Raw genomic sequence first — 23,833 nt, 5'->3', positions numbered from 1 at the left:
TCCGGCCATGACCATCCGTAACGGCGTCATCGAAGCGATCGGCCATACGCCGCTGATCAAGCTGAAGCGGGCCTCCGAGGCCACCGGCTGCACCATCCTCGGCAAGGCCGAATTCATGAACCCCGGCCAGTCGGTGAAGGATCGGGCCGCGCTCGCCATCATCCGCGATGCCGAAGCCAAGGGACTGCTGAAGCCCGGCGGCGTCATCGTCGAGGGCACGGCGGGGAATACCGGCATCGGGCTGGCGCTGGTCGGCAATGCGCTGGGCTATCGCTGCGTGATCGTGATCCCGAATACGCAAAGTCAGGAGAAGAAGGACATGCTGCGGCTGGCCGGCGCGACGCTGGTCGAGGTCCCGCCGGCGCCCTACGCCAATCCGAACAATTACGTGAAGGTCTCGGGCCGGCTTGCCGAGGCTCTGGCGAAGACCGAGCCGAACGGCGCGATCTGGGCCAACCAGTTCGACAACACGGCCAACCGCCAAGGGCATATCGAGACCACAGGCCCGGAAATCTGGGAGCAGACGGATGGCAAGGTCGACGGCTTCATCTGCGCGGTCGGCTCGGGCGGGACGCTCGCCGGCGTCGCCATGGCGCTGAAGGCGCGCAAGCCCGGCGTGACGATAGGGCTGGCCGATCCGATGGGTGCGGCGCTGTATTCCTTCTACACCGACGGCGTCCTGAAATCGGAGGGATCGTCGATCACCGAGGGCATCGGCCAGGGCCGCATCACGGCCAATCTCGAAGGTCTCACCGTCGATGCCGCCTTCCAGATTCCCGATGCTGAAGCAGTGCAGATCGTCTTCGACCTGCTCGAGCATGAGGGCCTCTGCCTTGGCGGCTCCTCCGGCATCAACGTCGCGGGCGCGATCCGGCTGGGCCGCCAGATGGGGCCTGGCCACACCATCGTGACGGTGCTGTGCGATTACGGCACGCGCTATCAGTCGAAGCTGTTCAACCCGGAATTCCTGCGCTCGAAAGACCTGCCGGTGCCGGACTGGCTGGAGCGGGACGGCTCGGCGCTGAGCCAGGTCGTCACGCAGGTCATGACCTGACGCTCAGCGCAGCGGCCAAATCAGCAGGATCATCGGCACGGCCACCAGCAGCACGATGAGGGAAAGCGGGGCGCCCAGGCGCGAATAATCGCTGAAGCGATAGCCGCCCGGCCCCATCACCAGTGTGTTGCACTGGTGGCCGATGGGCGTCAGGAAATCGCTCGCGGCGCCCAGCGCCACCGCCATCAGGAAAGCGTCGGGGTTATAGCCAAGGTTGGTGGCGAAGCCCGCCCCGATCGGCGCCATGACGAGCACAGTCGCGGCGTTGTTGAGGAAGGGCGTGACGGCCATCGCCGCAGCCATGATCAACGCGACGGAGGCCCAGCCCGGCAGCCCTGCCCCGACCTGCGCCAGCCACGCGGCGAAGACATCGGTCGCACCGGTGGAACGAAGCGTATCGCTGACGGGAATCAACGCTGCCAGCATCAGCAGGATCGGTGCATCGATGCTGGAATAAGCCTCCCGCAGCGGCACGCAGCGGAAGGTGATGAGCGCGACCGCGGCGGCGAAGAACACCAGCGGCACCGGCGCGAGCCCAGCGGCCAGCGTCACGACCGCCGCCAGGACGATGGCGACCGTGACCAGCGCGCGGCGCGTCGATCCCAGCGAGACCGCGCGCTCGGCCAGCGGCAGCAGGGCGAGTTCGCCAAGCTTCTCCGGCAGGAGCTTCTCGTCGCCCTGGATCGCGACGATGTCGCCGGCGCGGATGCGAATGTCGCGCAGGCGCTGCGAAAACCGTTCCCCAGACCGGCTGATCGCGATGAGATTGACGCCGAAGCGGGCGTGCAGGCCAAGGTCGCCGGCTGATTGGCCGATCAGGACCGAATTGGGCCCGACGATCGCCTCGCTGACGAGATCAGGGTCGAAAGCGTCGTTCTTCTGGGTGGGACGACGCGAGCCATCCAGCTCGAGCCCACCCTCCGCAATGACGCGCTCCAGAACATCGGCCTCGCCGCGCAGGAGCAGCGTGTCGCTCGGGCTCAATATCGCATCCGGCAGCGGGGCCCTGAGCCGGCGCTTGTCGCGCAGGATGGCGACGATCTCGACATCTCCCCCGCCAAGCGCCTTCAGATCGGCAACGGTCTTGCCGGCCAGCGCGGAATTCGCGCCGAGATCGGCTTCGGTGATGTAGTCCTTGATCTCGATTGCCTGATCCAGCGAGACCGCGCCCTTGCGATCCTTCGGCAGCAGCCGATAGCCGATCGCCAGGAAGGCGCAGCCTGCGACGGCGACGACGATTCCGACGGGCGTGAAATCGAACATCGAGAAAGGCCTGCCGATAAGCTCGGCTCGCACGCGGGCGACGATCACGTTCGGCGAGGTGCCCACGAGCGTCGCGACACCGCCCAGCAGCGAGGCGAACGCCATCGGCATCAGGAAGACCGAGGGCGACTTTCCGCCCTTGCGGGCAAGCTGATAGGCGATCGGCAGCATCATCGCCAATGCACCGATGTTCTTGATGATCGCCGACATCACGGCGACGATAACGACCAAAAGCCCGACCTGCATCTGCGTCGAAGCGCCCTCGACGGACAGCTTCCCGACCAGCCGCTCGATAACGCGCGAGCGGGCCACCGCCGCGCTGAGGACCAGCGCACTGCCGACGATGATGACGATGTCGTCCGAGAACCCCGAAAATGCGTTCTTCATCGGAACGATGCCGAGCACCACGCCTGCCAGCAGCGCGATCATGGCGACGATGTCGTAACGGAGGCGTCCCCAGAGGAACGCCGCCATCATCGCCAGCACGAGCGAGACGGAGAGTATCTGAGGCGTCGTCATGTCAGGCGAACAACTTTCCGGGCGACGAAAACGCCGTGCCGATCAGAGCCACTTCTTCCAGCGGAAGAACATGTAGGGAAGCACCGCGAAGACGACCATCGACGCCAGCGCCATGGGGTATCCCCACCGCCAGTCCAACTCGGGCATGACCTTGAAGTTCATGCCGTAGATCGAGGCGATCAGCGTCGGCGGCATCAGCGCGACGGAGACGACCGAGAACAGCTTGATGATCTTGTTCTGCTCGATCGAGACCAGGCCCAGCGTGGCGTCGAGCATGAACTGCAGCTTGTTGGAGAGGAACGTGGCGTGTTCCTCGATCGCCTGCACGTCGCGCACCGTCGAGCGCCACTCCGCCGCGAAGGCGGCCTGCGCCTTCTTCGGCCGGGTATAGTTCGCCGAGAGGAACAGCAGCACGCGCTCGATCGAGACCATGCTCTCGCGCACGTTGGAGATGATGTGTTCGTGCTGGCCGATATGCTGGATCACGACCTGATAGGCGCCGCCCTGCTCCACATCCTTCGCCCGGCCGGCGAAGATGCGGCGCGACGCCATGTCGATCTTGTCGCCGACGGCGCGCAGCACTTCCGCGGCCCGGTCGACGATGGCCTCGATCAGCCCGTCGAGAACCGCCTCAGGCTGGCCGCCGCAGCCGCCGGGCTTGGTCGAGCGATTGAGGAAGATATTGAACGCGCCCGGCTCGTCATAGCGAACCGTCACCAGCAGCTTCTCCGTCAGAATAAAGGTGATGTCGGCGAGCTTGGGGACGATCGTGTCCGACTGGCAGATGACGCGCACGGTCATGTAATGCGCGGCGTTCTCGGTATAGATGATCTCGGACGGCTCAAGATCGTGCATTTCCTCCCGCGTCGGGATCGAAATGCCGAGATGGGCTTCCAGGGCCTTATCCTCGTCCGGCGTCGGATTGAGGAGATCGATCCAGATCGCGTCGTCAGGGAAGGCCTTGCCGGTTTCAGGCTGCGCGGGGCGCAGCTTGTCGCCCGTATCCGGGCAGATGCGATGGATCGTCAGCATAGGTCGAATCTCGCTGCGCCGCGGACAGAGCAGCGCAGGAGAACGGTTCGAGGCGGGATGTCAAACCGGGCGATATGCGGTGACATACGGCTCCTCCGTCATGGCGCGATGCGAAGCGACGAGCCCCTTTAAGACGCGGCGGCGCAGGATGTTCCGTGGCTTTTGCCGCAACGCTCCCGATGACGGGCGCTCGCATCGAGCGAGAGGTCAGACTCCGCCCAGCACGCCCTCAGGCGGCTTGGAATCCGCCGGCACGAAGAAATCCGGCATCAGCGGCACGGAAGGGTCGACGCGATAAGCCGTGAAGTCCTTGACCCCCTCACCGGCCATGAAGCTGTCGTCGATCAGGAACTGGCCGGAGAACTCGCGCGAGGGCTTGCCGAAGATCATGTGCGCGGCGTCGGCGATCATCTCCGGCGTGCGGCTGGCCTGGACCATCTTGTCGCCGCCGAGCAGATTCTGGACGGCTGCCGTGGCGATCGTGGTGCGCGGCCAGAGCGCGTTGACCGCGATGCCCTTGGGCGCCAGCTCGCCGGCAAGGCCGAGCACGCAGAGGCTCATGCCATATTTTGCGATCGAATAGGCCAGATGCGGCGCGAACCAGCGCATCGACATGTCGAGCGGCGGCGAGAGCATCAGAATGTGCGGGTTCTCCGCCTTTTCGAGATGGGGAATCGCGTATTTCGAGACCATGAAGGTGCCGCGCGTGTTGATCTGGTGCATCAGATCAAACCGCTTCATGTCGGTCGTCTGGGTGTTGCTGAGCTGGATGGCGCTGGCATTGTTCACGACGATATCGATGCCGCCGAAGGTCTCGGCCGTCCTGGCGATCGCCTCGGCCACGCTCTGCTCGTCGCGGACATCGACCATCAGCGGCAGGCATTGGCCGCCGGCGGCCTCGATCTCGGCGGCTGCGGTATGGATCGTGCCGGGCAGCTTGGGATGCGGCTCGGCCGTCTTCGCGGCGATGGTGATGTTGGCGCCGTCCTTCGCGGCACGAAGTGCGATGGCAAGGCCGATACCGCGCGACCCACCGGTGATGAAGAGCGTCTTACCCTTGAGCGACATCGTCGCCTCCCTCTGATGCTGAAATCGCGTAGCGGCCCGGCTGCGTGCCGTCCCGGTCGGTGAAGCCGTAGGCGCGAGCCAGATCGGCGACATGGAGCACCCGTCCGGCATGGCGTGCCACCTCCGGATCGGCAACCAGCGCCGCGACGGCACGGCCGGCATAAAGCGGCGTCTCGGTCGTATTTGCCGCCAGCCCCGCGTCACGCACGCGCTCCGTCAGGACATGGCCGGGAGACAGGCCGAGCGCGGTCACGCCGAAGGGTTCGAGTTCCTGCGCCATCGCGAAAGTCAGACGGTTCATCGCCGTTTTGGCGAGATCGTAGAAGACGTCCCCGAGATAGCCGCCGGCCGTGTCGAAGCTGACCGTGACGATCAGGCCGGCGCGCATCTGGACCATCGCCGGCGCGACGGCCCGCGCCAGCAAGAGCTGGGCATAGACGCCGGCCTCGAAGCTCTCGCCCAACCGTGCCACCGGCCGGCGCCAGAATGGGGTGCCGTAACCGGATCCGTCGGGATAGCGCTCGCCGTCATAACCCTCATTGCCGCCCCAGACGGCATCGACGACGCAGTCGAGCCGGCCGAAGCGGCGCAGCGCCCAGGAGACAAGGCCGTCGACCTCACGCTCGCTGGTGTGGTCGCAGCGATAGGGATGTCCGTTGCCGCCGGCCGCCTCGACCTCGCGGGCCGTGTCCTCGAAGGTCTCGGAGCGCTGGTCGGTGCGCGGGCCCGCCTCGCTGGAGCGGCCTGTAACGATCACGGTCGCGCCGGCCGCGCCGAGCGCCTTGGCGATGCCGCGCCCCAGCCCGCGCGAGGCGCCGGCGACAAGGCAGATGCGGTTTGAGAGATTTGGCGCGGTCGGGGTCATCCCGATGTCACCGGCCAAGGAAAAACTTTCTTCACCTGCGCGCCGTCATCCCGGACAAGCCGCGCCAGCGGCGCCGATCCGGGATCCATGCCTGAGCTTTGATCGGCAATGCTCCGGAATGGATCCCGGGTCTGCGCTGAGTTTATCCTTGGGCCGATCGAAGATCGGACCCGAGGGCTCCGCCCGGGATGGCTCGCGCTTTTCCGACAATGGACTGGCCACGGCCGACAGCCTTCCCTATACCGCCCCTCCCCTTGCGATGGAGCCAACCCATGGACAGTGCCGCCGCTTGCTGGGAGGCCAATGCCGAAACATGGACGCGCCATGCGCGCGCCGGCTACGATCTCTATCGCGACGCGCTGAACACGCCGGCGTTTTTCGCGGCCCTGCCGCCGATCGCGGGGCTTAGCGGCCTCGATGTCGGCTGCGGCGAGGGTGGCAACACCCGCAAGCTCGCCGAGGCCGGGGCGCGGATGACCGCGATCGATGTGGCGCCGACCTTCATCCGCCATGCCAAAGAAGCGGAAGCGGCGCGTCCGCTCGGCATCGTCTATCGCGAAGCGGACGGCACCGCCCTGCCCTTTGCCGAGGCGAGCTTCGACTTCGCGACCGCCTTCATGTCGCTGATGGACATGCCGTTTCAGGACAAGGCGCTGAGCGAGGCCGCGCGCGTGCTGAAGCCCGGCGGCTTCCTGCAATTCTCGATCCTGCATCCCTGCTTCGTGCCGCCCTATCGCAAGGTTCTGCGCGACGAGGCCGGGGCCGTCCGCGCCATCGAGGTCGGGCGCTATTTCGACGGTGTCGACGGCGAGATCGAGACCTGGCGCTTCGGCGCCGCACCGGCTCACGTCAAGGCCGACGTCGCGCCGTTCAGGGTGCCGCGTTTCCATCGCACGCTGAGCGAATGGGTCGCGATGATCGTCGCGACGGGCCTGACCATCGAACATATGGGAGAGCCGCGTGTCGATGCGGCGCTGGCCGAGGCCGAGCCTTATCTGGCCGATACGCGCATCGCGCCGCTTTTCCTGCATGTGCGGGCGCGCAAGGCGGGCTGACGCTCCCGACGACGGAGCGGTCACGCCGCGAAGACCGCAGCCGCGTCGGCAATCGCACCGGCCCCTTCCGTCACCGCTAGCTCGAGCGAAGACGCTTCCGTGGCGACGCACTCGGCATAAAACCGGGCCGTGGCGAGGTCGGCGGCGTTGTCGGCCTCGCCGCGCGTCCCGAGCGCCTTCTTCGCCAGCCCGGTCCCGCCCTGGGCCAGCGCGAAAAGCTTCAGATAGGGTGTCGCCCCTGCCAGCGCGTCGACAGGTTTGCCGCCGACTGCACTGAGCATCCATTCGGTCGCCCGCTCCAGCGCATCGACGGCCGCGCCGAGACGAACGGCCGCTTGGCCAAAACCCGGCGTGTTGGCGCGCTCGACTTCGGCGACGATCGCGCGCATCTCACCGATCAGGGCCTGGACGGTGCTTCCGCCCGACAAAGAGAGCTTGCGGGTGACGAGGTCGATCGCCTGAATGCCGTTGGTGCCCTCATAGATCGCGGCGATGCGGGCATCGCGCAGGTGCTGGGCCGCGCCGGTCTCCTCGACGAAGCCCATCCCGCCATGGATCTGGATGCCGGTCGAGGCGACCTCGATGCCGATATCGGTGGCATAAGCCTTGGCGATCGGGGTGAGGATCGCGGCGCGCTCGCCCGCAGCCTTGCGGCGGCCCGCGTCCGTTTCGCGGTGGGAGCGGTCGAGCTCGGCGGCGAGCCGGTAGGAGATCGCGCGCGCTCCTTGAGTTTTGGCGCGCATATCCATCAGCATACGGCGCACATCGGGGTGCACGATGATCGGGCTCATCGGGGCTCCCTTGGGAGCATCGAGCGCGACGCCCTGCCGGCGCTCCTGCGCGAAGGCCAGAGCCTGCTGATAAGCGCGCTCGGCAATGGCGACGCCCTGCAGCGCCACGTTGAGCCGGGCGTTGTTCATCATCGTGAACATGCAGGCGAGGCCGCGATTCTCCTCGCCGATCAACCAGCCGATCGCACCACCCTGATCGCCGAAGGCCATGGAGCAGGTCGGCGAGGCATGGATGCCGAGCTTGTGCTCGATGCCGGAGCAGCGCAGATCGTTATGCTGCCCAAGCGAACCATCCGCATTCACCAGATATTTCGGCACAAGAAACAGCGAGATGCCGCGCGTGCCGGCAGGCGCATCGGGCAGGCGCGCCAGCACCAGATGCACGATGTTATCAGTCAGGTCATGTTCGCCATAGGTGATGTAGATCTTCTGGCCGGTGATGCGGTAGGTGCCGTCCGGCTGGCGTTCGGCCTTCGAGCGCAGCGCGTTGAGGTCGGAGCCGGCCTGCGGCTCGGTCAGGTTCATCGTGCCCATCCATTCGCCGGAGACGAGCTTGGCAAGATAAGTCTGCTTGAGGTGGTCCGAGCCATGGGCATGGATCGCCTCGATGGCGCCGACCGTCAGCAGCGGGCCGAGCGCGAAGGCGAAAGCCGCCGAGTTCCACATTTCGATGCAGGCCGATTGCAGCAGCGTCGGCAGGCCTTGCCCGCCATAGGCTTCCGGGCCCGGCAGCGCGTTCCAGCCGGCCTGCGCCCAGGCGGTGTAGGCTTCCTTCCAGCCCGGCGGGGTCGTCACCGCGCCGTCCTGCAGCCGAGAGCCATGGATATCCCCGACGCGGTTGAGCGGTGCGACGATGTCGGCTGCGAATTTCGCCGCCTCGTCCAGCACGGCCTCGGTCACGCCGCCGTCCAGCTCGGGCATCAGGCCATCGGCCGCCAAGGCGTCGAGGCCGGCGACATGGCGCATCGTCGCCAGCATGTCCGAGACCGGGGCCCGATAGGTCATGGTCGTCTCCCTTGCGGCCGCGATGCGCTCGCATGAGCGTCCAGCGCCTGATTTTGCCGTTGCCGCGATGGTAGCGAGGAACTATCCCCTTCGCCATGCGGGCGAGCGCAGCCTTCTTGCCCGGGCTGCATCGGCATTAGTTTATATATAAACGATCCATGGTCAATCGCGCTTGAACGCCTCCTTGCCTCGCCTGACGAAGTCGCTCGCACCCGACGAAGCCGGCATCACCGAGGCGGCCGCGATCCTGCGCGCCGGGGGGCTCGTCGCGCTGCCGACCGAGACCGTCTATGGGCTCGCGGCCGATGCGACGTCCGGCACGGCCGTGGCAGGCATCTATGCGGCCAAGGACCGGCCGAGCTTCAATCCGCTGATCTCGCATCTGCCCGACCTCGATGCCGCCTGCCTGCAAGGCGTGTTCGACTCCGATGCACTCAAGCTGGCACGAGCCTTCTGGCCGGGACCGCTGACGCTCGTCGTGCCCGCGACGCCCGGTTGCACGGTGAGCGAACTGGCGCGGGCGGGCCTCGCCTCGGTCGCGCTCCGCGTGCCCGCCCATCCCGTAGCGCAGGCTGTTCTTCGCGCGGTGGGGCGACCGATCGCGGCTCCCTCCGCCAATCGCTCAGGCCGAATCTCCGCCACCAGCGCCGCACATGTGTTCGCGGATCTGGACGGGCGGATCGATGCGGTTCTGGACGCGGGGCCGACCGAGGTCGGCGTCGAATCGACCATCATTGCCTGCCTCGATGCCGGACCCACCTTGCTGCGGCCGGGCGGCGTGCCGCGCGAGGCGATCGAGCGCGTCCTCGGCCGTGAGCTGGGGCTTGCGGGCGATGCGGGGCACGCCCCGATCTCGCCGGGGTTGCTGGCCTCGCATTACGCGCCAGCGGCACGCGTCAGGCTCGACGCCGAAGGTCCAGGCGAAGGTGAGGCCTGGCTCGGCTTCGGCCCCGGCGAGGCTCAAGCCGGCGCGCTGAACCTCAGCCCTGCCGCTGATCTTCGCGAGGCGGCGGCTAATCTCTTCGGTCATCTACGCCGGCTCGACGAGACCGGCAGGGAGACGATCGCGGTGGCGCGCATCCCGGCGTCCGGCCTGGGCGAGGCGATCAACGACCGGTTAAGGCGGGCCGCGGCGCCGCGCTAGAACAGGCTTTTCTTGCACGTTTGCAAGATTTCGGCTTGCGTGGCGGCGGAGGATGCCGCGCCGATGAATTCAAAACTTGCCTGGGACGATTTTAGGCTGGTCAAGGCCATCGCCGATCATGACGGGCTGACAGGCGCCGCCGGGGCGCTGGCCGTCAATCATTCCACCGTCTTCCGCCGGCTCGGGCAGATCGAGGAGATCGTCGGCATGCCGCTCTTCGAGCGGCGCAAGACCGGCTATGTCGCGACCGTTGCCGGGGCCGAGATGGCGGCGCTGGCCGGGCGCATGGACGAGGACGTCACCGCCTTTTCGCGGAAGCTCGCGGGGCGCGACGTCGCGCCGGCCGGCGAATTGCGGATCACCACGACCGACACGCTGCATCTCAATGTACTGATGCCGATCTTCGCAGCGTTCCGCCGTGAGCACCCGGCGATCCGGCTCGATGTCGTCATCGGAAACCAGGCGCTCAACCTTTCCAAGCGCGACGCCGACGTCGCGATCCGCGCCAGCGACACACCGGGCGAGACGCTGGTCGGGCGACGCGTGGCAACGCTGGCCTGGGCGATCTACGGACGCAAGGAGGACATGCTCGACGAGGCGGAGAAAGCCGACCCCACGGCGCTTTACCAACGCGACTGGGTGGCGCTCGGCGACCAGCTCTCGCATGTAAAGGCAGCCCGCTTCGTCCGCGAGCATGTCGCGCCGGAGCGGATCGCGCTGAAAAGTTCAGCCGTTCTGGGGCTGACCGAAGCAGTGGAACAAGGGCTCGGCATCGGCCCCGTGCCCTGCTTCATCGCCGACCGGCGGCCCCGGCTCGCGCGGCTCGCCGGCCCCAACCCCGATTTCGCGACGGGCTTGTGGGTGTTGACCCATCCCGACATCCGCCATGTGCCGCGCGTGCGCGCCTTCATGGATTTCTGCAGCAACGAGCTGGTGCGGCTCAGGCCGTTGTTCGAAGGGACGGACTAGGCGGCTCAGGCCCGCTCAGGCCGGTTGTGCCGCCGGCCTGTCCACCGGGCGCTCGACGATGGGCAGGTTGATCAACGCCGAGGCGATACCGAGCGCCACCGACAGCCACCAGACGAACTGATAATTGCCCATCCACTCGTAGAATATCCCGCCGAGCAGAACGCCGAGGAAACCGCCGACCTGATGCGAGAAGAAGGCGAAGCCGTAGAGCATCGCCATGTATTTCGTGCCGAACATCAGCATGACGAGCGAGGAGGTCGGCGGCACGGTCGAGAGCCAGAACAGGCCGATGACGACGCCGAAGCTGATGGCAGTCGTGGGACTCGGCGGCAGCATGATGAAGGCGGCGATGGCGACCGCACGGCCGAGATAAATCCAGGCCAGCAGATGGCGCTTCGGCATCCGCGTCGAGAGCCACCCCGAGGAGAGCGAGCCGACGGCGTTGGCCAGCCCGATCACGGCAAGCGTCCAGCCGCCGACCCAGGCCGGCAGGCCAGCATCCTTAAGATAGGCCGGCATGTGAACGGTGATGAAGGCAAGCTGGAAGCCGCAGGTGAAGAAGCCGAGCACCAGCAAGACGTAGGAGCGATGGCGCAGCGCCTCGCTCAAGGCCTGCCTGATCGTCTGGTTCGGCAGATTGGCGGCAGACGCCATCGCCGCAGCGCCGGTCTTGCGGGTCGCCAGCATGATCGAAATCGGCAGGATCGGCAGCAGCGTGATCGCGAAGACGATGAGCGCCTGCTGCCAGCCGAGCGTGTCGATCAGGATATTGCCGATCGGCGGAAACAGGAACTGGCCGAACGAGCCCGCCGCCGTGCCTGCGCCGAAGGCCATCGGCCGCCACTGTTCGGGCAGCAACTTGCCGAAAGCCGCGAGCACGAGGTTGAAGGAACAGGCCGAGAGGCCGAAGCCGATCAGGACGCCCGCGCCGAGATTCAGCTGCAGCGGTGTGGTCGCATAGGCCATGACCACAAGCCCGGCGGCATAGAGCACAGCGCCGACACAGAGCACGCGGGTGGTGCCGTACCGGTCGGCGATCGCGCCGGCAAACGGCGCCCCCAAGCCCCAGAGCAGGTTCTGGATCGCCAGCGCCAGGCCGAAGATGTCGCGCCCCCAATGGAACTGCAGCGTCATCGGGATCTGGAACAGGCCGGCGCTGGCGCGGGGGCCGAAGCTGATCAAGGCGACCAGGCAACCCGCCGCGACGATGATCTCCGGTGCGTAGCCGCGCGCCGGGCGGGCTGGAGTGGCGGACATGGCGGGGCTCCGAGGGGCGCAAAGTGTGGCTACACGCTAGTTGCCTCGCGCCCCCCTCGCCAGCGCGTTTTCGTGAAACGGAACATCACGGAGCGAGATGAGCCACCGCGAAACAGGTCGCGTTAACCGCTGCTCAACCATACCCGGGGATAACGGAGAGACGAAAGGGCGCTGCTTCGCGCGACGCCTTTCCTTTTTGTGGTGCCGCGACGGATCTGTCGTTTTGAGTCATTTGCGTCCCCAAAGATACAAGCGCGGCAAGCCGCGGCTCGGGCTGAAATGGGCCGCCGTCACCACGGCGCCCTGGGCCCTGGCCGTGGGAATGCTGGTCTCCTTCACCGCGTCTGCCGGCCAGAATTTCGGTCCCGGCGGCCTGCCGTCGACAGCCATAGGCCGAGCGGCGCCCGGCCCGGCTTCGGACCTGGCGGAAGGGCCTTCGATGCTGGTCGCGGCCAGCGCCTTTCGCCTGCCCGGCCTTGCGCTGAGCTCGGCCATCATCCGCACCCGCCTGTCCTTCGAAGACCCCGAACGGCGGATCGTCGTCGACCCCCGCCAGCCGCGCGAGGATATGAAGCGCGTCGTCGAAGGCTTCCCGCAGGTCGACCGCAGCGCCAAGGGCGACATGCTGCCAAGCTTGAGGCCGGGCCTTTCCGGCCACCCTTCCGTCGAGCTCGAGCAGGTCGTCTTCGGGGACACGCAGCCCAAGCTGATCTCAGGCGGCTTCCTGCTGGACGCGGCGCGCGGGAGCGACATGGACGGACCGGCCACCGGGTTCGAGCCCCTGCCGGTCGACGAAGGCCTGACCGACCCGGCACTCTCCGATTCCTCGCCGGTTTCGCCCAAGCCGAAGATCATCTCCGCCCGACAGGCCGAACTGCATCTGGAAAGCATCGACGGGTCTTCGCCGCTGGTGCCGACGCCCGCGCAACGCGGCTCCTCGACGCCAAGCTCGCGGATCGCCATGGCGGAAACGACGCCCGCGGCCTTTTCCGGCCATGTCGCGCGTCCCGGCGAAGGCCTCATCTCGCTCGTCTCGGCGCCGGCGACGCGGGATCTGCGCCTGGCCCTGCCGGGCGAGCGGCAGATCTATACCGGGCTGATCGCCCCGCAGGACATGGCGCGCGAGCAGCGCTGCCTGGCCGAAGCGGTATATTTCGAAGCGCGTTCGGAATCGGCCGAGGGTCAGGCCGCCGTCGCGCAGGTGGTGCTGAACCGGGCCAAGAGCGGTCTCTATCCCAGCAGCATCTGCGGCGTCGTCTACCAGAACTCGAACCGGTACCTCTCCTGCCAGTTCACCTTTACCTGCGAAGGCAAGTCGCTGCGCATCACCGAACCGGCCCCGTGGCGCGATGCCGTGAAAATCGCGCGCGAGGTCTTCGAAGGCACGACCTACCTTGCGGAGGTCGGCGCCTCGACGCATTACCACGCGCGATATGTGCGTCCGGGCTGGGCGAAGCGTCTCAAGAAGATGGATACCATCGGCCAGCACGTGTTCTATCAGCTCAAGCCAGGGCAAACCTGATCGCTCGAATACAAGCGATATCATTGACTTGTCGGAAAGGCGGGTAAATCCCGCTTTGGCGGCGGACTTGGTTAATTTTACCTTGTTTTAGCGTTTACCTTGCGTTCATCACTTCGAACGGGCTTTTTGACCTCAACGAAACGGCGCGTGACGCCGGACACGACAGGTCAAGGCTCACCATGCTGCGCTCGCCTTCTTCTCGGTTTATCGCCGCCTCGGCCTTCACGGCCGCCATCCTCGTCGGAGCAGGTTCGGCACAGGCCGGCGGCTGCCGCGGCTCGGCCTGCTACAACCTCGTCAACTCGCCTCCGGTCTACGGCACGATCGATGAAACCGTGCAGGTTCGCCCCGGGCAGACGCAGCATCGGGTCATCCCCGCCGAATACGAGACGGTGACGGAGACCGTGCTGGTCGCCCCCGAGCGTCGCATCCCGCATTATCGCACGGCGGTCTACGAGACCGTGACGGAGAAGGTGCAGATCTCCGGCGCCTCGCGCCAATGGCAGGTCAGCCGCGATGCCTATGGCAACATGGTGGGATGCTGGGTCGAGGTTCCCGCGCAGTATGGCTATCAGAGCCGCCGCGTCGAGGTGGCACCGGCCAGCGTCGATTACGAGACCGTCCCGGCCGTCTATGGCCAGCGTCCCCGCAAGGTGATGGTGCGCCCGACCGAGGTGGTGCGAGAGGAGATTCCCGCAGCCTACGAGACACGGCAGCGCCAGGTGCTGGTCAGCCCCGGTTCGCAATACTGGTCCCGCGCGCGGTACTGAGCCCGAGACCAAAGGATTTATGTAGACCCTTTATCCACGGAAACGACCACTTTGCCCCGGCCTCGCGCCGGGGCTTTTTTATGGGCGCCTGTCGGCCGATGTCCCTGCACGTTCCATACATTGCGACAGCGCGAGTCGTAGCTCGACGACCGCGCGCTCAGAGATAATGTTCGCCGAGCAGGAACACGCCGACGCCCAGGACGAAGGCGAGGAAGCGAGCAGGCATGCCGACCAGCGCGCCAGGCGCGCGGCCGACAGCGTAGCCCACGACGAGCTCGGTCAATCCCAGCGCGAAAAGCACGATGACGAAGGGCGGGAAGGCGCCATCGCGCGCGACAAACCCCGACCTGGAGGCCCACGCGACGACAGCTCCAAGCACGGCGCCCAGTGCGACGAAAAGCAGCTCGCTGCGCGTCAGCCGCATCGTCGCCTCAGCGGCGACGGAAGTTCTGGCGCGGCGGGCCGCCCGGAGCGGGGCCGGCGGTCTTCTGGCGGAAGTTGATCCGGCCGCGATCGAGGTCGTAGGGCGACATCTCGACGACGACGCGGTCACCCGCGATCGTGCGAATACGGTTCTTCTTCATCTTGCCGGCTGCGTAGGCCAGAATAATGTGCTCGTTGTCGAGCTGGACCCGGTAATTGCCGTCCGGCAGCACTTCGACCACCGTGCCGTCGAATTCCAGCAGTTCTTCTTTCGCCATCTGTCGTCCTTCGTAAGCCCTGGGGCGCTGAGGGCGGGCTCAAGCCCGCCCCGTTCTGGCTGCTCGCGCGTCAGCGCGCGCGCCGCCGGGCGCCGATGGGGCTCGGTTGCTGTGTTCTTTGCTGCAAGAACGCGACGCCGCCAAGTCCTTCTTTCGCGGACGAGGCGTCTTTTCGCGGCTGCTGCTGCTCGCTGCGCGGGGCGCGCTCCTGCTGGCGGGGCCGCTCTGAGCGCTGCTCCTGCCGGGGAGCGCCCGCAGGCTGGCTGCGGGAACTGCCCTGCTCGGGACGCTGATCCTGCTCGGCACGACGAGGCTGCTGGGGACGACCACCCTGCGGGCGACCCTGGCCTTGCGGACGACCCTGGCCCTGCGGGCGAGCCTGCTGCTGGCCACGACCACCGCCGCGCTGGTTCTGCGGCGGCTTCTTCGGGGTGCGGCCATCCCAATACGGCACCTCGCCGATCGGCGTCGGCGTGACACCGGTCAGCTTCTCGATAGCGGCGAGATCGCCACGTTCCTCGGGCGTGCAGAACGCAATCGCGATGCCGGTCGCACCCGCGCGGGCGGTCCGACCGATGCGGTGGACATAGCTTTCCGGCACGTTCGGCAGGTCGTAATTCACGACATGGCTGATACCGTCGACATCGATGCCGCGAGCCGCGATGTCGGTCGCGACGAGGATGCGAAGCGAGCCGTCGCGGAAGGCGCCGAGCGCCCGTTCGCGCTGACCCTGGCTCTTGTTGCCATGGATCGCGGCCGCATCGATGCCCGACTGCTCGAGATGGCGCACGACCTTGTCCGCGCCATGCTTGGTGCGGGTGAAGACGATGGCACGCTCGAGTTCCGGCACGCTGAGCGTGCGCGTCAGGAGCGAGGGCTTGTTGCCGGGCTCGGTGAAGACGACGCGCTGGTCGATCTTCTCGGCGGTGGTGGCGACAGGCGTCACCGCGACCTCGACCGGATCCTTCAGATAGGCCGAGGCGATATCTCGGATCGGCTTCGGCATCGTCGCGGAGAACAGAAGCGTCTGGCGCTCCTTGGGAATCAGAGTCGAGATGCGGCGCAGCGCATGGATGAAGCCAAGGTCAAGCATCTGGTCGGCCTCGTCGAGGACGAGGAACTCGATCTCGCGCAGCGAGACGGCGCGCTGGTCGACAAGGTCGAGCAGGCGGCCGGGCGTGGCGACGAGGATGTCGATCTTCTCGCCGAGCGCCCGGATCTGCTTGCCGACAGGCACGCCGCCGAAGATCACGGTCGACTTAATCGTCGTGAACTGAGCGTAGGCACGTACAGAGGCTTCGATCTGCGCGGCGAGTTCACGCGTTGGCGAGAGCACCAACACGCGCACCGCACGCGGGGACGGCCGCTTGGGCTCGGCCAACAGCTTGTGCAGCATCGGCAGCGTAAAGGCAGCGGTCTTGCCGGTGCCGGTCTGGGCGGCGCCGAGCAGGTCGCGGCCCTTGAGGATATGGGGAATGGCCTGCGCCTGGATCGGCGTAGGGGTCTCATAACCTTCGGCCGCGAGCGCCTTGAGAAGGGGCTCGGCGAGACCGAGATCGGTAAATTTGGTCAAGGAAAATCTTTCCGGGCGCCGGAATGCCAGGGGCGCATGTGGAATTCGGCGCGCCGCAGCCTCGCATCAGGCCTGATATCTAGAAATTGGACCCGCCGGCGGACCGCTAGCCACAGCGCCGGAGGGCTTGTCGTCATCGCTGGCGGCCGAGGCCTGCCAGCGTATTGAGGCGCCTTAGGCGACGGCGAGGTTGCCGGCCGAGGTCTTGCCGGTCTTGCGGTCGGCGACCATCTCGAACGAGACGACCTGACCTTCCTGAAGCTCGCGCAGACCAGCGCGCTCGACGGCGCTGATGTGAACGAACACGTCCTGGCCGCCGTCCTCAGGGGTGATGAAGCCGTAGCCCTTGGTGGAGTTGAACCACTTCACAGTGCCCTTGTTCATAGGGATATTCCTTACGTTTCAGATCCGCGTATCAATGAAGACATGGCGCGACGCGCGGACGCCTCACCATGGCCTTGTAGCGATGTGTGGTGGATCTGATTCGTGACCGCGCCAGCCCTAAGGTCGCACGGAGGAGTGGCCAGAACCCGGCCGCATGTCGTCTTACGAGGGGGTGGATAGCACGAAAAATACTGCGCGTCCAGCAGGGAGCACGCCAGTCCGAAATGGACCGCGTTCGGGTCTGAAATGCCGGAGAACCGCTTGGACTCGCTGCCGCACCCGTCGATGCAAAGCCTTGCCTCAGAAGCACTCTGATAAACTAGACTAAATGAACTAAGTTCAGCGAGGCTGTGATGGACGTCGTCAACATTCACGAAGCGAAGACGCATTTGTCTCGCCTTGTCGAACGCGCCGCCATAGGAGACGGCTTCATCATCGCGAAGGCTGGCAAGGCGATGGTCAAGGTTGTCCCGATCGATGCGCCGGAGCGAAGCGAGAGGCGCCGGATCGGCTTTCTAAGCGGGGCTTTCGACGTGCCCGACGACTTTGATCGCATGGGCGGAGACGAGATCGCACGTCTTTTCGGCAGCGATTTATGAAGCTGCTGATCGATACGCATGTGCTGCTTTGGCTCGCCCTCGGTTCAAGCAAGCTTTCGCCGCCGGCGCGCGCCGTGATGGAAGACGCCGGCAACACCCTCGTCTTCAGCGCGGCCAGCCTATGGGAGATCGCGATCAAGAGAGGTCTCGATCGTGACGACTTCAAGGTCGATCCGCGTCTGTTGCGCAGGGGACTGCTCGATAACGGCTATGAGGAGCTGGCCATCGACAGCCGGCACACGATTGCAGCGCTCGATCTGCCCCCTTTGCATAAGGATCCGTTCGATCGGATCCTTGTTGCGCAGGCCCTGGTCGAGGGGATGACGTTGGCGACGGCCGATGAGGCCGTCGCCGGGTACCCCGGCAGTATCCTCAGAATCTGAGCGCCGAGCGCTCCTTCGCCTCAGCCATCCTTCGGCTTGATCGCGCCCAAGGCCGCCTGCGCTGCCGCCAGCCGCGCGATCGGCACGCGGAAGGGCGAGCAGGAGACGTAATCCAGCCCGACGCTTTCGCAGAAGCCGATCGAGGCCGGATCCCCGCCATGCTCGCCGCAGATGCCGAGCTTGATGTCAGGCCTGGTCTTGCGGCCGCGCTCGGCCGCAAGCTTCACGAGTTCGCCGACGCCATCCTGGTCGATGGTGACGAAGGGATCGGCCTCCAGCAGGCCCTTGGCGGTGTAGGAGCCGAGGAAGGAGGCGGCGTCGTCCCGGCTGATGCCGAGCGCGGTTTGCGTCAAATCATTGGTGCCGAAGGAGAAGAACTCGGCGCTTTCGGCGATGTCGCCGGCGCGCAGAGCCGCGCGCGGCAGTTCGATCATGGTGCCGACCTGATACTCGATCGTCGTGCCGCTTTCTTCCATCACCGCCTTCGCCATCGCGTCGATGCGGGCCTTGACGAGGTCTAGTTCAGGCTTGCCCATCACCAGCGGCACCATCACCTCCGGGATCACGGGCTTGCCGGTCTCCTTGGCGGCAATCACGGCCGCCTCGAAGATGGCGCGCGCTTGCATCTCGGCGATCTCGGGGAAGGCGACGGCCAAGCGGCAGCCACGGAAGCCCAGCATCGGGTTGAATTCGTGCAGTTCGGTGGCGCGGTGCTTCAGCGCCTCCGGCGTCACGCCGAGAGCGCCGGCAACCTTGGCGATCTCTTCGTCGCCATGCGGCAGGAATTCGTGCAGCGGCGGATCGAGCAGGCGGATCGTGACCGGCAGCCCGCTCATGATGGTGAAAAGCTGGACGAAATCCTGGCGCTGCATCGGCAGCAGCTTGGCCAGCGCGGTCCGCCTGCCCTTGTCGTCATGGGCGAGGATCATCTCGCGCATCGACTGGATGCGGCTTTCGTCGAAGAACATGTGTTCGGTGCGGCACAGGCCGATGCCCTCGGCGCCGAATTCGCGCGCGGTCCTGGCGTCGTCCGGCGTCTCGGCGTTGGCGCGGACCTTGAGGCGGCGAACCTTGTCGGCCCAGCCCATCAGCGTCGAGAACTCACCCGAGAGTTCCGGCTTCTGCATCTTGATCTCGCCAAGCAGAACCTGGCCACTGCCGCCGTCGACGGTGATGAAGTCGCCGGCTTTCAGCGTCGTGTTGCCGACGGTGAGCGTGGCCTTGGCATAGTCGACGCGGATCTGGCCGGCACCGGAAACGCAGGGCTTGCCCATGCCCCGCGCCACGACCGCAGCGTGAGAGGTCATGCCGCCGCGCGTGGTCAGGATGCCTTCGGCTGCGTGCATGCCGTGGATGTCTTCGGGCGAGGTCTCGACGCGGACGAGGATGACCTTGCGGTTGGCCTTCTTGGCGGCCTCGGCGTCGTCCGAATTGAAGACGATCTCGCCTGCGGCCGCGCCGGGCGACGCCGGCAGGCCGGTGGTGAGCACGCGGCGCTCTGCCTTGGGATCGATCATCGGGTGCAGCAGCTGATCGAGTGCGGAGGGCTCGACGCGGCCGACCGCTTCCTCCTGCGTGATCAAGCCTTCGCTTGCGAGATCGACCGCGATCCTGAGCGCGGCCTTGGCGGTGCGCTTGCCGGACCGGGTCTGCAGCATCCAGAGCTTGCCCTCCTGGATGGTGAATTCCATGTCCTGCATGTCGCGGTAATGCTTCTCGAGGATGCCGTAGATGCGGACGAGTTCCGCATAGGCCTCCGGCATCGCCAGCTCCATCGAGGGCTTGTCGGAACCAGCCTCCGTCTTGGCCTTCTCTGTGATGTCCTGCGGCGTGCGAATGCCGGCAACGACGTCCTCGCCCTGGGCGTTGATCAGGAACTCGCCATAGAGCGCATTCTCGCCGGTCGAGGGATTACGCGTGAAGGCGACGCCGGTGGCGGAAGTCTCGCCCATATTGCCGAAGACCATCGACTGGACGTTGACGGCCGTGCCCCAGGACGCCGGGATCGCGTTCAGCTCGCGATACTTGATCGCGCGCGCATTCATCCATGATGAGAAGACGGCGCCGATCGCACCCGAGAGCTGCGCCTCCGGATCCTGCGGGAAGTCCGAGCCGAGCTGTTTTTTGACGATCTCCTTGTACTTGCCGACCAGGACCTTCCAGTCCGGCGCCGTGAGATCGGTATCGAGGTGAAGGCCCTTGCGCTCCTTGTAGTCCTCCAGCGCCTCCTCGAAGGAGCCGTGGTCGAGATCGAGCACGACGTTGGAATACATGGTGATGAAGCGGCGGTAGCTGTCCCAGGCGAAGCGTTCGTCGCCCGAGGCTTTCGCGACGGCCTCGACCGTCTCGTCGTTGAGGCCGAGGTTGAGGACGGTGTCCATCATGCCCGGCATCGAGGCCCGAGCGCCCGAGCGCACCGAAACGAGCAGCGGGTTGGCGGGGTCGCCGAAGGTCTTGCCCGTCAGCTTCGCCATGCCGGCGAGCGCCGCCTTCATCTGCCCGTCGAGATCGTCCGGTAACTGCTTGCCGTGGTCGTAATAATAGGTGCAGACCTCGGTCGTGATGGTGAAGCCGGGGGGCACGGGCAGGCCGAGATTGCTCATTTCGGCAAGGTTCGCGCCCTTGCCGCCGAGCAGGTTCTTCATGCTCGCCTCACCTTCGGCCTTGCCGTCGCCGAAGGTGTAGACCCACTTCCCACCAGCCATCACTTCAACCCCATGGTTTGCAGCCGGACGCAGCAACGTCGCGGCGATGCGAAAGTTTCGTGTGCGTGCCGTCGGCACCCTGGCGGGCTTGGCAGCGGGACAGGCCGGTCATGCCCAAAAGCGCCTGAACAATCAATGAGCGTGCCAACGCGACGTCCGCGGCGGGAAGGGCTTCGCCTACCGCGACGTCCCGCGCGCGCCTCGCGGCCAGCGCAGCGGCCAGGCGACGATGCGTTCGGCGGCCTCCTCCTCCGGCAGTTCGTCTTCATTGGCGAAGACGCGGCCGCGTACTGAGACCCCGGCCGCAACCACCGTCTCGGGGTCCCCGGACACCAGCGGATGCCACCAGGGCAGATCCTTGCCTTCGGCAACGAGGCGGTAGCCACAGGTCGGCGGCAGCCAGGGCAGCGTGCGCACCTCCTCCGGCGTCAGCGTGACGCAATCGGGCACCACCTGCGAGCGATTGGGATAGTCGCGGCAGCGGCAGGACCCCGCGTCGAACAGCCGGCAGCCGACATCGGTGGCATAGATGCGGCCGCTGTCCTCGTCCTCCAGCTTGACGAGGCAGCATCGGCCACAGCCGTCGCAGAGGGATTCCCACTGCGTGCGGTCCATCGCTTCCAGCGCCGTGTAGCGCCAGAACGGCTCCGATCCTGCGGGCTTGTCGGTCATGGCCGCCTTATGCGCCTGCTGACGCAGGGAGGAAAGAGCGCAGACACACTCTGTCTCAGAGCGGAACATCAGATGCGGCCTGGATTCTGCTGAACGAAAGCAATTCGTTTCAACCCTGCTCTTACCCGGGACGGAAGCGCGATTATGTGTTCGTGGCCGGGCGCTGATCGGTTGCCAGAAAGGTGAGCGCGCGGCACGACTAAGGCGGCGCCTTTCAAGCGGAAAGCCCAGGACGGCGATGGAATTCAGGAAGGCCGGCTGGAGAACGCGGTTAAGGCGCGGTGCGCTCGCCGCGGACTCATGGCTCGATGCCGGCCTGTGGGGGCTGGCCCGACGCGGCGGCGAGTTTTACGAGCGTCTGCGCAGCCAGACCGACCGGCTGACCGTCACCGGCGGCAAGCGGCTCGCTGCGGAATTCGCGAGCGAAGGGCTGAACATCGGCATCGTCGCGAGCCTGTTCGTGCTGATGCTGGCCTTGCCCGCCTTTCGCATCGGCAATGAGGATGCGCTGAAAAGCCAGGTTCTCGCCGTCACTTTCCTCGATCGCTACGGCAACGCGATCGGTCATCGCGGCGCGCGTCACGACGACTCTCTCAAGCTCGAGGACATGCCCGATCATCTGCTGAAGGCGGTGCTCGCGGTGGAGGACCGACGCTTCTACGAGCATTTCGGCATCGACATCATCGGCACGTTTCGGGCGGTGGCGGTCAATGCGCGGGCGTCCGGCGTCGTGCAGGGCGGTTCGTCGCTGACGCAGCAGCTCGCCAAGAACCTGTTCCTGACCAATGAGCGTTCGCTCGACCGCAAGATCAAGGAAGCGTTCCTCGCGCTCTGGCTGGAATACCGGCTGAGCAAGAACGAGATCCTGAAGCTCTATCTCGACCGCGCCTATATGGGCGGCGGCACCTTCGGCGTCGCGGCAGCGGCGGAGTATTATTTCGGAAAGTCGGTAAAGGACGTCTCGCTGGCGGAGGCGGCGATGCTGGCCGGCCTGTTCAAGGCGCCGACGAAATACGCCCCGCACGTCAATCTGCCAGCCGCACGCGCCCGCGCCATCGACGTGCTGAACGTCATGGTCGATGCCGGTTTCATGACAGCGGGACAGATCGACAGCGCCAAGCGCAACCCGGCGACGCCGGTCGACCGCAAGCGCGACGCGAGCCCGGATTACTACCTCGACTGGGCTTTCGACCAGGTCAAGGAGCTGGCCGAGGCGGGCAAGCTCGGCGCCGACCGCGTGCTCACGGTCAAGACGCCGCATGACGGCGCAATCCAGCAGCGCGCGGACGAAGTCATCGAGCAGGTGCTGCGCCAGCATGGGCCGACCTATCGCGTGAAGCAGGCCGCGACCGTGGTGCTCGACCCCGACGGAGCGGTGCGCGCCATCGTCGGCGGGCGCGACTATGGCGCAAGCCAGTTCAACCGTGCGACGGCGAGCCAGCGCCAGCCGGGCTCGTCCTTCAAGCCCTATGTCTATGCGGCGGCGCTGTCAGCCGGGCTCTACCGCCCCAACACCATCGTGACCGACCGCCCGGTCTGCATCGGCAACTGGTGCCCCAACAATTACGGTCGTTCCTATGGCGGTTCGATGCCGCTCTATGTCGCGCTGGCGAAGTCGATCAATACGATCCCGGTGCAGATGTCGATCGCCATCGGCAAGGCCGCGGGCGAGACCCATGAGGCGCGCGCCGCCCTGCTCGGCCGCAAGAAGATCGTCGCGACGGCACGCGCGATGGGGCTGACGACGCCGCTGACCGACACGGTTTCGCTGCCGATCGGCGCGGCCGAGGTGACCGTGATCGACCAGGCGGCGGGCTATGCCGTCTTCGCCAATGGCGGGCGCCGCGCCAAGCCCTATGCCGCGATAGATATCCTGAATTCGCAGGGCGAGCTGATCTACAACCACAACCGCGACGAGCCCGAGCCGCAGCAGGTGCTAAGCACGCAGGTGGTGCAGGACATGAACTTCATGCTGTCCAAGGTGCCGACGGAGGGCACCGGCAAGCGCGCCGCGCTCGATGGCGTGGTCGGCGCCGGCAAAAGCGGCACCACCAACGGCTACAAGGACGCCTGGTATGTCGGGTTCACCGGCAATCTCGTCGAGGCGGTCTGGTTCGGCAATGACGATTCGGCCGAGACCGCCAGTCTGACCGGCGGGTCGCTGCCGGCGATGACCTTCAAGGAGATCATGCAGTTCGCCCATCAGGGCCTCGAGCTGAAGCCGATCCCGGGCGTGCCGATCGACCCCAAGGCGGCCAATGTCGCCAAGGCCGGCGCTGCTCCGGATCCGATGGCGGGAAGCGCTGCGGGCGCCGGCCATATGCCGCGCCAATCCTTCGAGGCGCTCTCGGCGGTGGGTTCGCTGTTCAAGTCGGTCGAGCCCTCGCGGGCCGCGAGCCGGTCGATCCAGGTCGGAATCCGCGAGATCAGCGGCAACGAGACCAGGCTTCGCTGACGGTTGACGGCGCCGGGCCGCGCGGTTCAACTCGGCCCGCTGCCGAA

21 protein-coding genes are annotated in these 23,833 nt (G+C 66.3%); 9 read left to right on the top strand and 12 right to left on the bottom strand.

From position 1 onward, the window contains the following. Positions 1–7 precede the first annotated feature (7 nt). Positions 8–1,054, top strand: a complete 1,047-nt coding sequence (locus tag AC1DR6_RS08665) for a cysteine synthase A (RefSeq protein ID WP_476828789.1) — start codon at positions 8–10, stop codon at positions 1,052–1,054. 3 nt (positions 1,055–1,057) lie between these two features. Here the strand turns inward: AC1DR6_RS08665 and AC1DR6_RS08660 are convergent, their stop codons facing one another. From AC1DR6_RS08660 to AC1DR6_RS08645, 4 genes are all read right to left on the bottom strand, one after another. Next, positions 1,058–2,836, bottom strand: coding sequence for an SLC13 family permease (locus tag AC1DR6_RS08660; protein ID WP_476828788.1), 1,779 nt, complete (start codon positions 2,834–2,836; stop codon positions 1,058–1,060). Between the two features lie 42 nt (positions 2,837–2,878). Continuing rightward, a complete protein-coding gene (locus AC1DR6_RS08655; RefSeq protein ID WP_476828787.1) occupies positions 2,879–3,868 on the bottom strand; it encodes a magnesium transporter CorA family protein in 990 nt (329 codons plus the stop codon). Between the two features lie 207 nt (positions 3,869–4,075). Beyond that, on the bottom strand, positions 4,076–4,936 hold the full coding sequence (locus AC1DR6_RS08650; RefSeq protein ID WP_476828786.1) for an SDR family oxidoreductase: 861 nt from the start codon (positions 4,934–4,936) through the stop codon (positions 4,076–4,078). Continuing rightward, a complete protein-coding gene (locus tag AC1DR6_RS08645) occupies positions 4,920–5,801 on the bottom strand; it encodes an SDR family NAD(P)-dependent oxidoreductase (protein ID WP_476828999.1) in 882 nt (293 codons plus the stop codon). The genes AC1DR6_RS08650 and AC1DR6_RS08645 overlap by 17 nt, the downstream gene beginning before the upstream one ends. Before the next feature lie 272 nt (positions 5,802–6,073). On the opposite strand from AC1DR6_RS08645, the gene AC1DR6_RS08640 reads away from it, so the two are divergent. After that, complete coding sequence (locus tag AC1DR6_RS08640; protein WP_476828785.1) at positions 6,074–6,856, top strand: class I SAM-dependent methyltransferase; 783 nt, start codon at positions 6,074–6,076, stop codon at positions 6,854–6,856. A 20-nt stretch (positions 6,857–6,876) separates the two neighbouring features. On the opposite strand, the gene AC1DR6_RS08635 is transcribed toward AC1DR6_RS08640, so the two are convergent. Beyond that, positions 6,877–8,652 carry an acyl-CoA dehydrogenase gene (locus AC1DR6_RS08635; RefSeq protein ID WP_476828784.1) on the bottom strand — a complete coding sequence of 592 codons (1,776 nt, stop codon included), beginning with the start codon at positions 8,650–8,652 and terminating at the stop codon, positions 6,877–6,879. A gap of 184 nt (positions 8,653–8,836) precedes the next feature. Here AC1DR6_RS08635 and AC1DR6_RS08630 point away from each other — a divergent pair, with 184 nt between their 5' ends. Beyond that, positions 8,837–9,796, top strand: coding sequence for an L-threonylcarbamoyladenylate synthase (locus AC1DR6_RS08630; RefSeq protein WP_476828783.1), 960 nt, complete (start codon positions 8,837–8,839; stop codon positions 9,794–9,796). A 63-nt stretch (positions 9,797–9,859) separates the two neighbouring features. Continuing rightward, positions 9,860–10,765 carry a LysR family transcriptional regulator gene (locus AC1DR6_RS08625; protein WP_476828782.1) on the top strand — a complete coding sequence of 302 codons (906 nt, stop codon included), beginning with the start codon at positions 9,860–9,862 and terminating at the stop codon, positions 10,763–10,765. Positions 10,766–10,780: 15 nt separating this feature from the next. On the opposite strand, the gene AC1DR6_RS08620 is transcribed toward AC1DR6_RS08625, so the two are convergent. Further along, entirely contained in the window at positions 10,781–12,022 is a 1,242-nt protein-coding gene (locus AC1DR6_RS08620; protein WP_476828781.1) for an MFS transporter, read from the bottom strand. 223 nt (positions 12,023–12,245) lie between these two features. On the opposite strand from AC1DR6_RS08620, the gene AC1DR6_RS08615 reads away from it, so the two are divergent. Both AC1DR6_RS08615 and AC1DR6_RS08610 read left to right on the top strand, forming a co-directional pair. Beyond that, positions 12,246–13,544 carry a cell wall hydrolase gene (locus AC1DR6_RS08615; protein ID WP_476828780.1) on the top strand — a complete coding sequence of 433 codons (1,299 nt, stop codon included), beginning with the start codon at positions 12,246–12,248 and terminating at the stop codon, positions 13,542–13,544. 179 nt (positions 13,545–13,723) lie between these two features. Continuing rightward, entirely contained in the window at positions 13,724–14,314 is a 591-nt protein-coding gene (locus tag AC1DR6_RS08610) for a hypothetical protein (protein WP_476828779.1), read from the top strand. A gap of 157 nt (positions 14,315–14,471) precedes the next feature. On the opposite strand, the gene AC1DR6_RS08605 is transcribed toward AC1DR6_RS08610, so the two are convergent. The 4 genes from AC1DR6_RS08605 to AC1DR6_RS08590 form a co-directional block, all read right to left on the bottom strand. After that, complete coding sequence (locus AC1DR6_RS08605; protein ID WP_476828778.1) at positions 14,472–14,738, bottom strand: hypothetical protein; 267 nt, start codon at positions 14,736–14,738, stop codon at positions 14,472–14,474. Positions 14,739–14,745: 7 nt separating this feature from the next. Then, the gene (gene infA, locus AC1DR6_RS08600) at positions 14,746–15,015 is read right to left on the bottom strand and encodes a translation initiation factor IF-1 (protein WP_476828777.1); all 270 of its coding nucleotides are present in this window, start codon (positions 15,013–15,015) and stop codon (positions 14,746–14,748) included. A 70-nt stretch (positions 15,016–15,085) separates the two neighbouring features. Then, positions 15,086–16,588 (bottom strand): DEAD/DEAH box helicase, encoded by a 1,503-nt coding sequence (locus tag AC1DR6_RS08595; RefSeq protein ID WP_476828776.1) that lies wholly within the window; start codon positions 16,586–16,588, stop codon positions 15,086–15,088. A gap of 174 nt (positions 16,589–16,762) precedes the next feature. Then, positions 16,763–16,972, bottom strand: coding sequence for a cold-shock protein (locus AC1DR6_RS08590; protein WP_476828775.1), 210 nt, complete (start codon positions 16,970–16,972; stop codon positions 16,763–16,765). A 353-nt stretch (positions 16,973–17,325) separates the two neighbouring features. Here AC1DR6_RS08590 and AC1DR6_RS08585 point away from each other — a divergent pair, with 353 nt between their 5' ends. Together AC1DR6_RS08585 and AC1DR6_RS08580 are read left to right on the top strand one after the other, a co-directional pair. Beyond that, complete coding sequence (locus tag AC1DR6_RS08585) at positions 17,326–17,571, top strand: type II toxin-antitoxin system Phd/YefM family antitoxin (protein WP_476828774.1); 246 nt, start codon at positions 17,326–17,328, stop codon at positions 17,569–17,571. Further along, positions 17,568–17,954: a type II toxin-antitoxin system VapC family toxin gene (locus tag AC1DR6_RS08580; RefSeq protein WP_476828773.1), complete on the top strand. Its 387-nt coding sequence runs from the start codon at positions 17,568–17,570 to the stop codon at positions 17,952–17,954. Before AC1DR6_RS08585 ends, AC1DR6_RS08580 begins: the two co-directional genes overlap by 4 nt. A 20-nt stretch (positions 17,955–17,974) precedes the next feature. On the opposite strand, the gene ppdK is transcribed toward AC1DR6_RS08580, so the two are convergent. After that, positions 17,975–20,659: a pyruvate, phosphate dikinase gene (gene ppdK / locus AC1DR6_RS08575; RefSeq protein ID WP_476828772.1), complete on the bottom strand. Its 2,685-nt coding sequence runs from the start codon at positions 20,657–20,659 to the stop codon at positions 17,975–17,977. Positions 20,660–20,836: 177 nt separating this feature from the next. Next, on the bottom strand, positions 20,837–21,331 hold the full coding sequence (locus tag AC1DR6_RS08570; protein ID WP_476828771.1) for a YcgN family cysteine cluster protein: 495 nt from the start codon (positions 21,329–21,331) through the stop codon (positions 20,837–20,839). Positions 21,332–21,569: 238 nt separating this feature from the next. Between AC1DR6_RS08570 and AC1DR6_RS08565 the strand changes: the two genes are divergently transcribed. Further along, complete coding sequence (locus AC1DR6_RS08565; protein WP_476828770.1) at positions 21,570–23,786, top strand: transglycosylase domain-containing protein; 2,217 nt, start codon at positions 21,570–21,572, stop codon at positions 23,784–23,786. Positions 23,787–23,833 lie beyond the last annotated feature (47 nt).

The sequence above is a fragment of the Allobosea sp. P5_A5 genome, from assembly GCF_056400625.1.
Note: the sequence above shows the minus strand (reverse complement) of the source record. Positions and strands in the feature narration are given on the sequence as shown.

Coding starts and splice junctions, on each gene's coding strand:
- AC1DR6_RS08665 (WP_476828789.1), top strand. CDS start 8: ATGACCATCCGTAACGGCGTCATCGAAGCGATCGGCCATACGCCGCTG.
- AC1DR6_RS08660 (WP_476828788.1), bottom strand. CDS start 2,836: ATGACGACGCCTCAGATACTCTCCGTCTCGCTCGTGCTGGCGATGATG.
- AC1DR6_RS08655 (WP_476828787.1), bottom strand. CDS start 3,868: ATGCTGACGATCCATCGCATCTGCCCGGATACGGGCGACAAGCTGCGC.
- AC1DR6_RS08650 (WP_476828786.1), bottom strand. CDS start 4,936: ATGTCGCTCAAGGGTAAGACGCTCTTCATCACCGGTGGGTCGCGCGGT.
- AC1DR6_RS08645 (WP_476828999.1), bottom strand. CDS start 5,801: ATGACCCCGACCGCGCCAAATCTCTCAAACCGCATCTGCCTTGTCGCC.
- AC1DR6_RS08640 (WP_476828785.1), top strand. CDS start 6,074: ATGGACAGTGCCGCCGCTTGCTGGGAGGCCAATGCCGAAACATGGACG.
- AC1DR6_RS08635 (WP_476828784.1), bottom strand. CDS start 8,652: ATGACCTATCGGGCCCCGGTCTCGGACATGCTGGCGACGATGCGCCAT.
- AC1DR6_RS08625 (WP_476828782.1), top strand. CDS start 9,860: ATGAATTCAAAACTTGCCTGGGACGATTTTAGGCTGGTCAAGGCCATC.
- AC1DR6_RS08620 (WP_476828781.1), bottom strand. CDS start 12,022: ATGTCCGCCACTCCAGCCCGCCCGGCGCGCGGCTACGCACCGGAGATC.
- AC1DR6_RS08610 (WP_476828779.1), top strand. CDS start 13,724: ATGCTGCGCTCGCCTTCTTCTCGGTTTATCGCCGCCTCGGCCTTCACG.
- AC1DR6_RS08605 (WP_476828778.1), bottom strand. CDS start 14,738: ATGCGGCTGACGCGCAGCGAGCTGCTTTTCGTCGCACTGGGCGCCGTG.
- infA (WP_476828777.1), bottom strand. CDS start 15,015: ATGGCGAAAGAAGAACTGCTGGAATTCGACGGCACGGTGGTCGAAGTG.
- AC1DR6_RS08590 (WP_476828775.1), bottom strand. CDS start 16,972: ATGAACAAGGGCACTGTGAAGTGGTTCAACTCCACCAAGGGCTACGGC.
- AC1DR6_RS08585 (WP_476828774.1), top strand. CDS start 17,326: ATGGACGTCGTCAACATTCACGAAGCGAAGACGCATTTGTCTCGCCTT.
- AC1DR6_RS08580 (WP_476828773.1), top strand. CDS start 17,568: ATGAAGCTGCTGATCGATACGCATGTGCTGCTTTGGCTCGCCCTCGGT.
- ppdK (WP_476828772.1), bottom strand. CDS start 20,659: ATGGCTGGTGGGAAGTGGGTCTACACCTTCGGCGACGGCAAGGCCGAA.
- AC1DR6_RS08570 (WP_476828771.1), bottom strand. CDS start 21,331: ATGACCGACAAGCCCGCAGGATCGGAGCCGTTCTGGCGCTACACGGCG.
- AC1DR6_RS08565 (WP_476828770.1), top strand. CDS start 21,570: ATGGAATTCAGGAAGGCCGGCTGGAGAACGCGGTTAAGGCGCGGTGCG.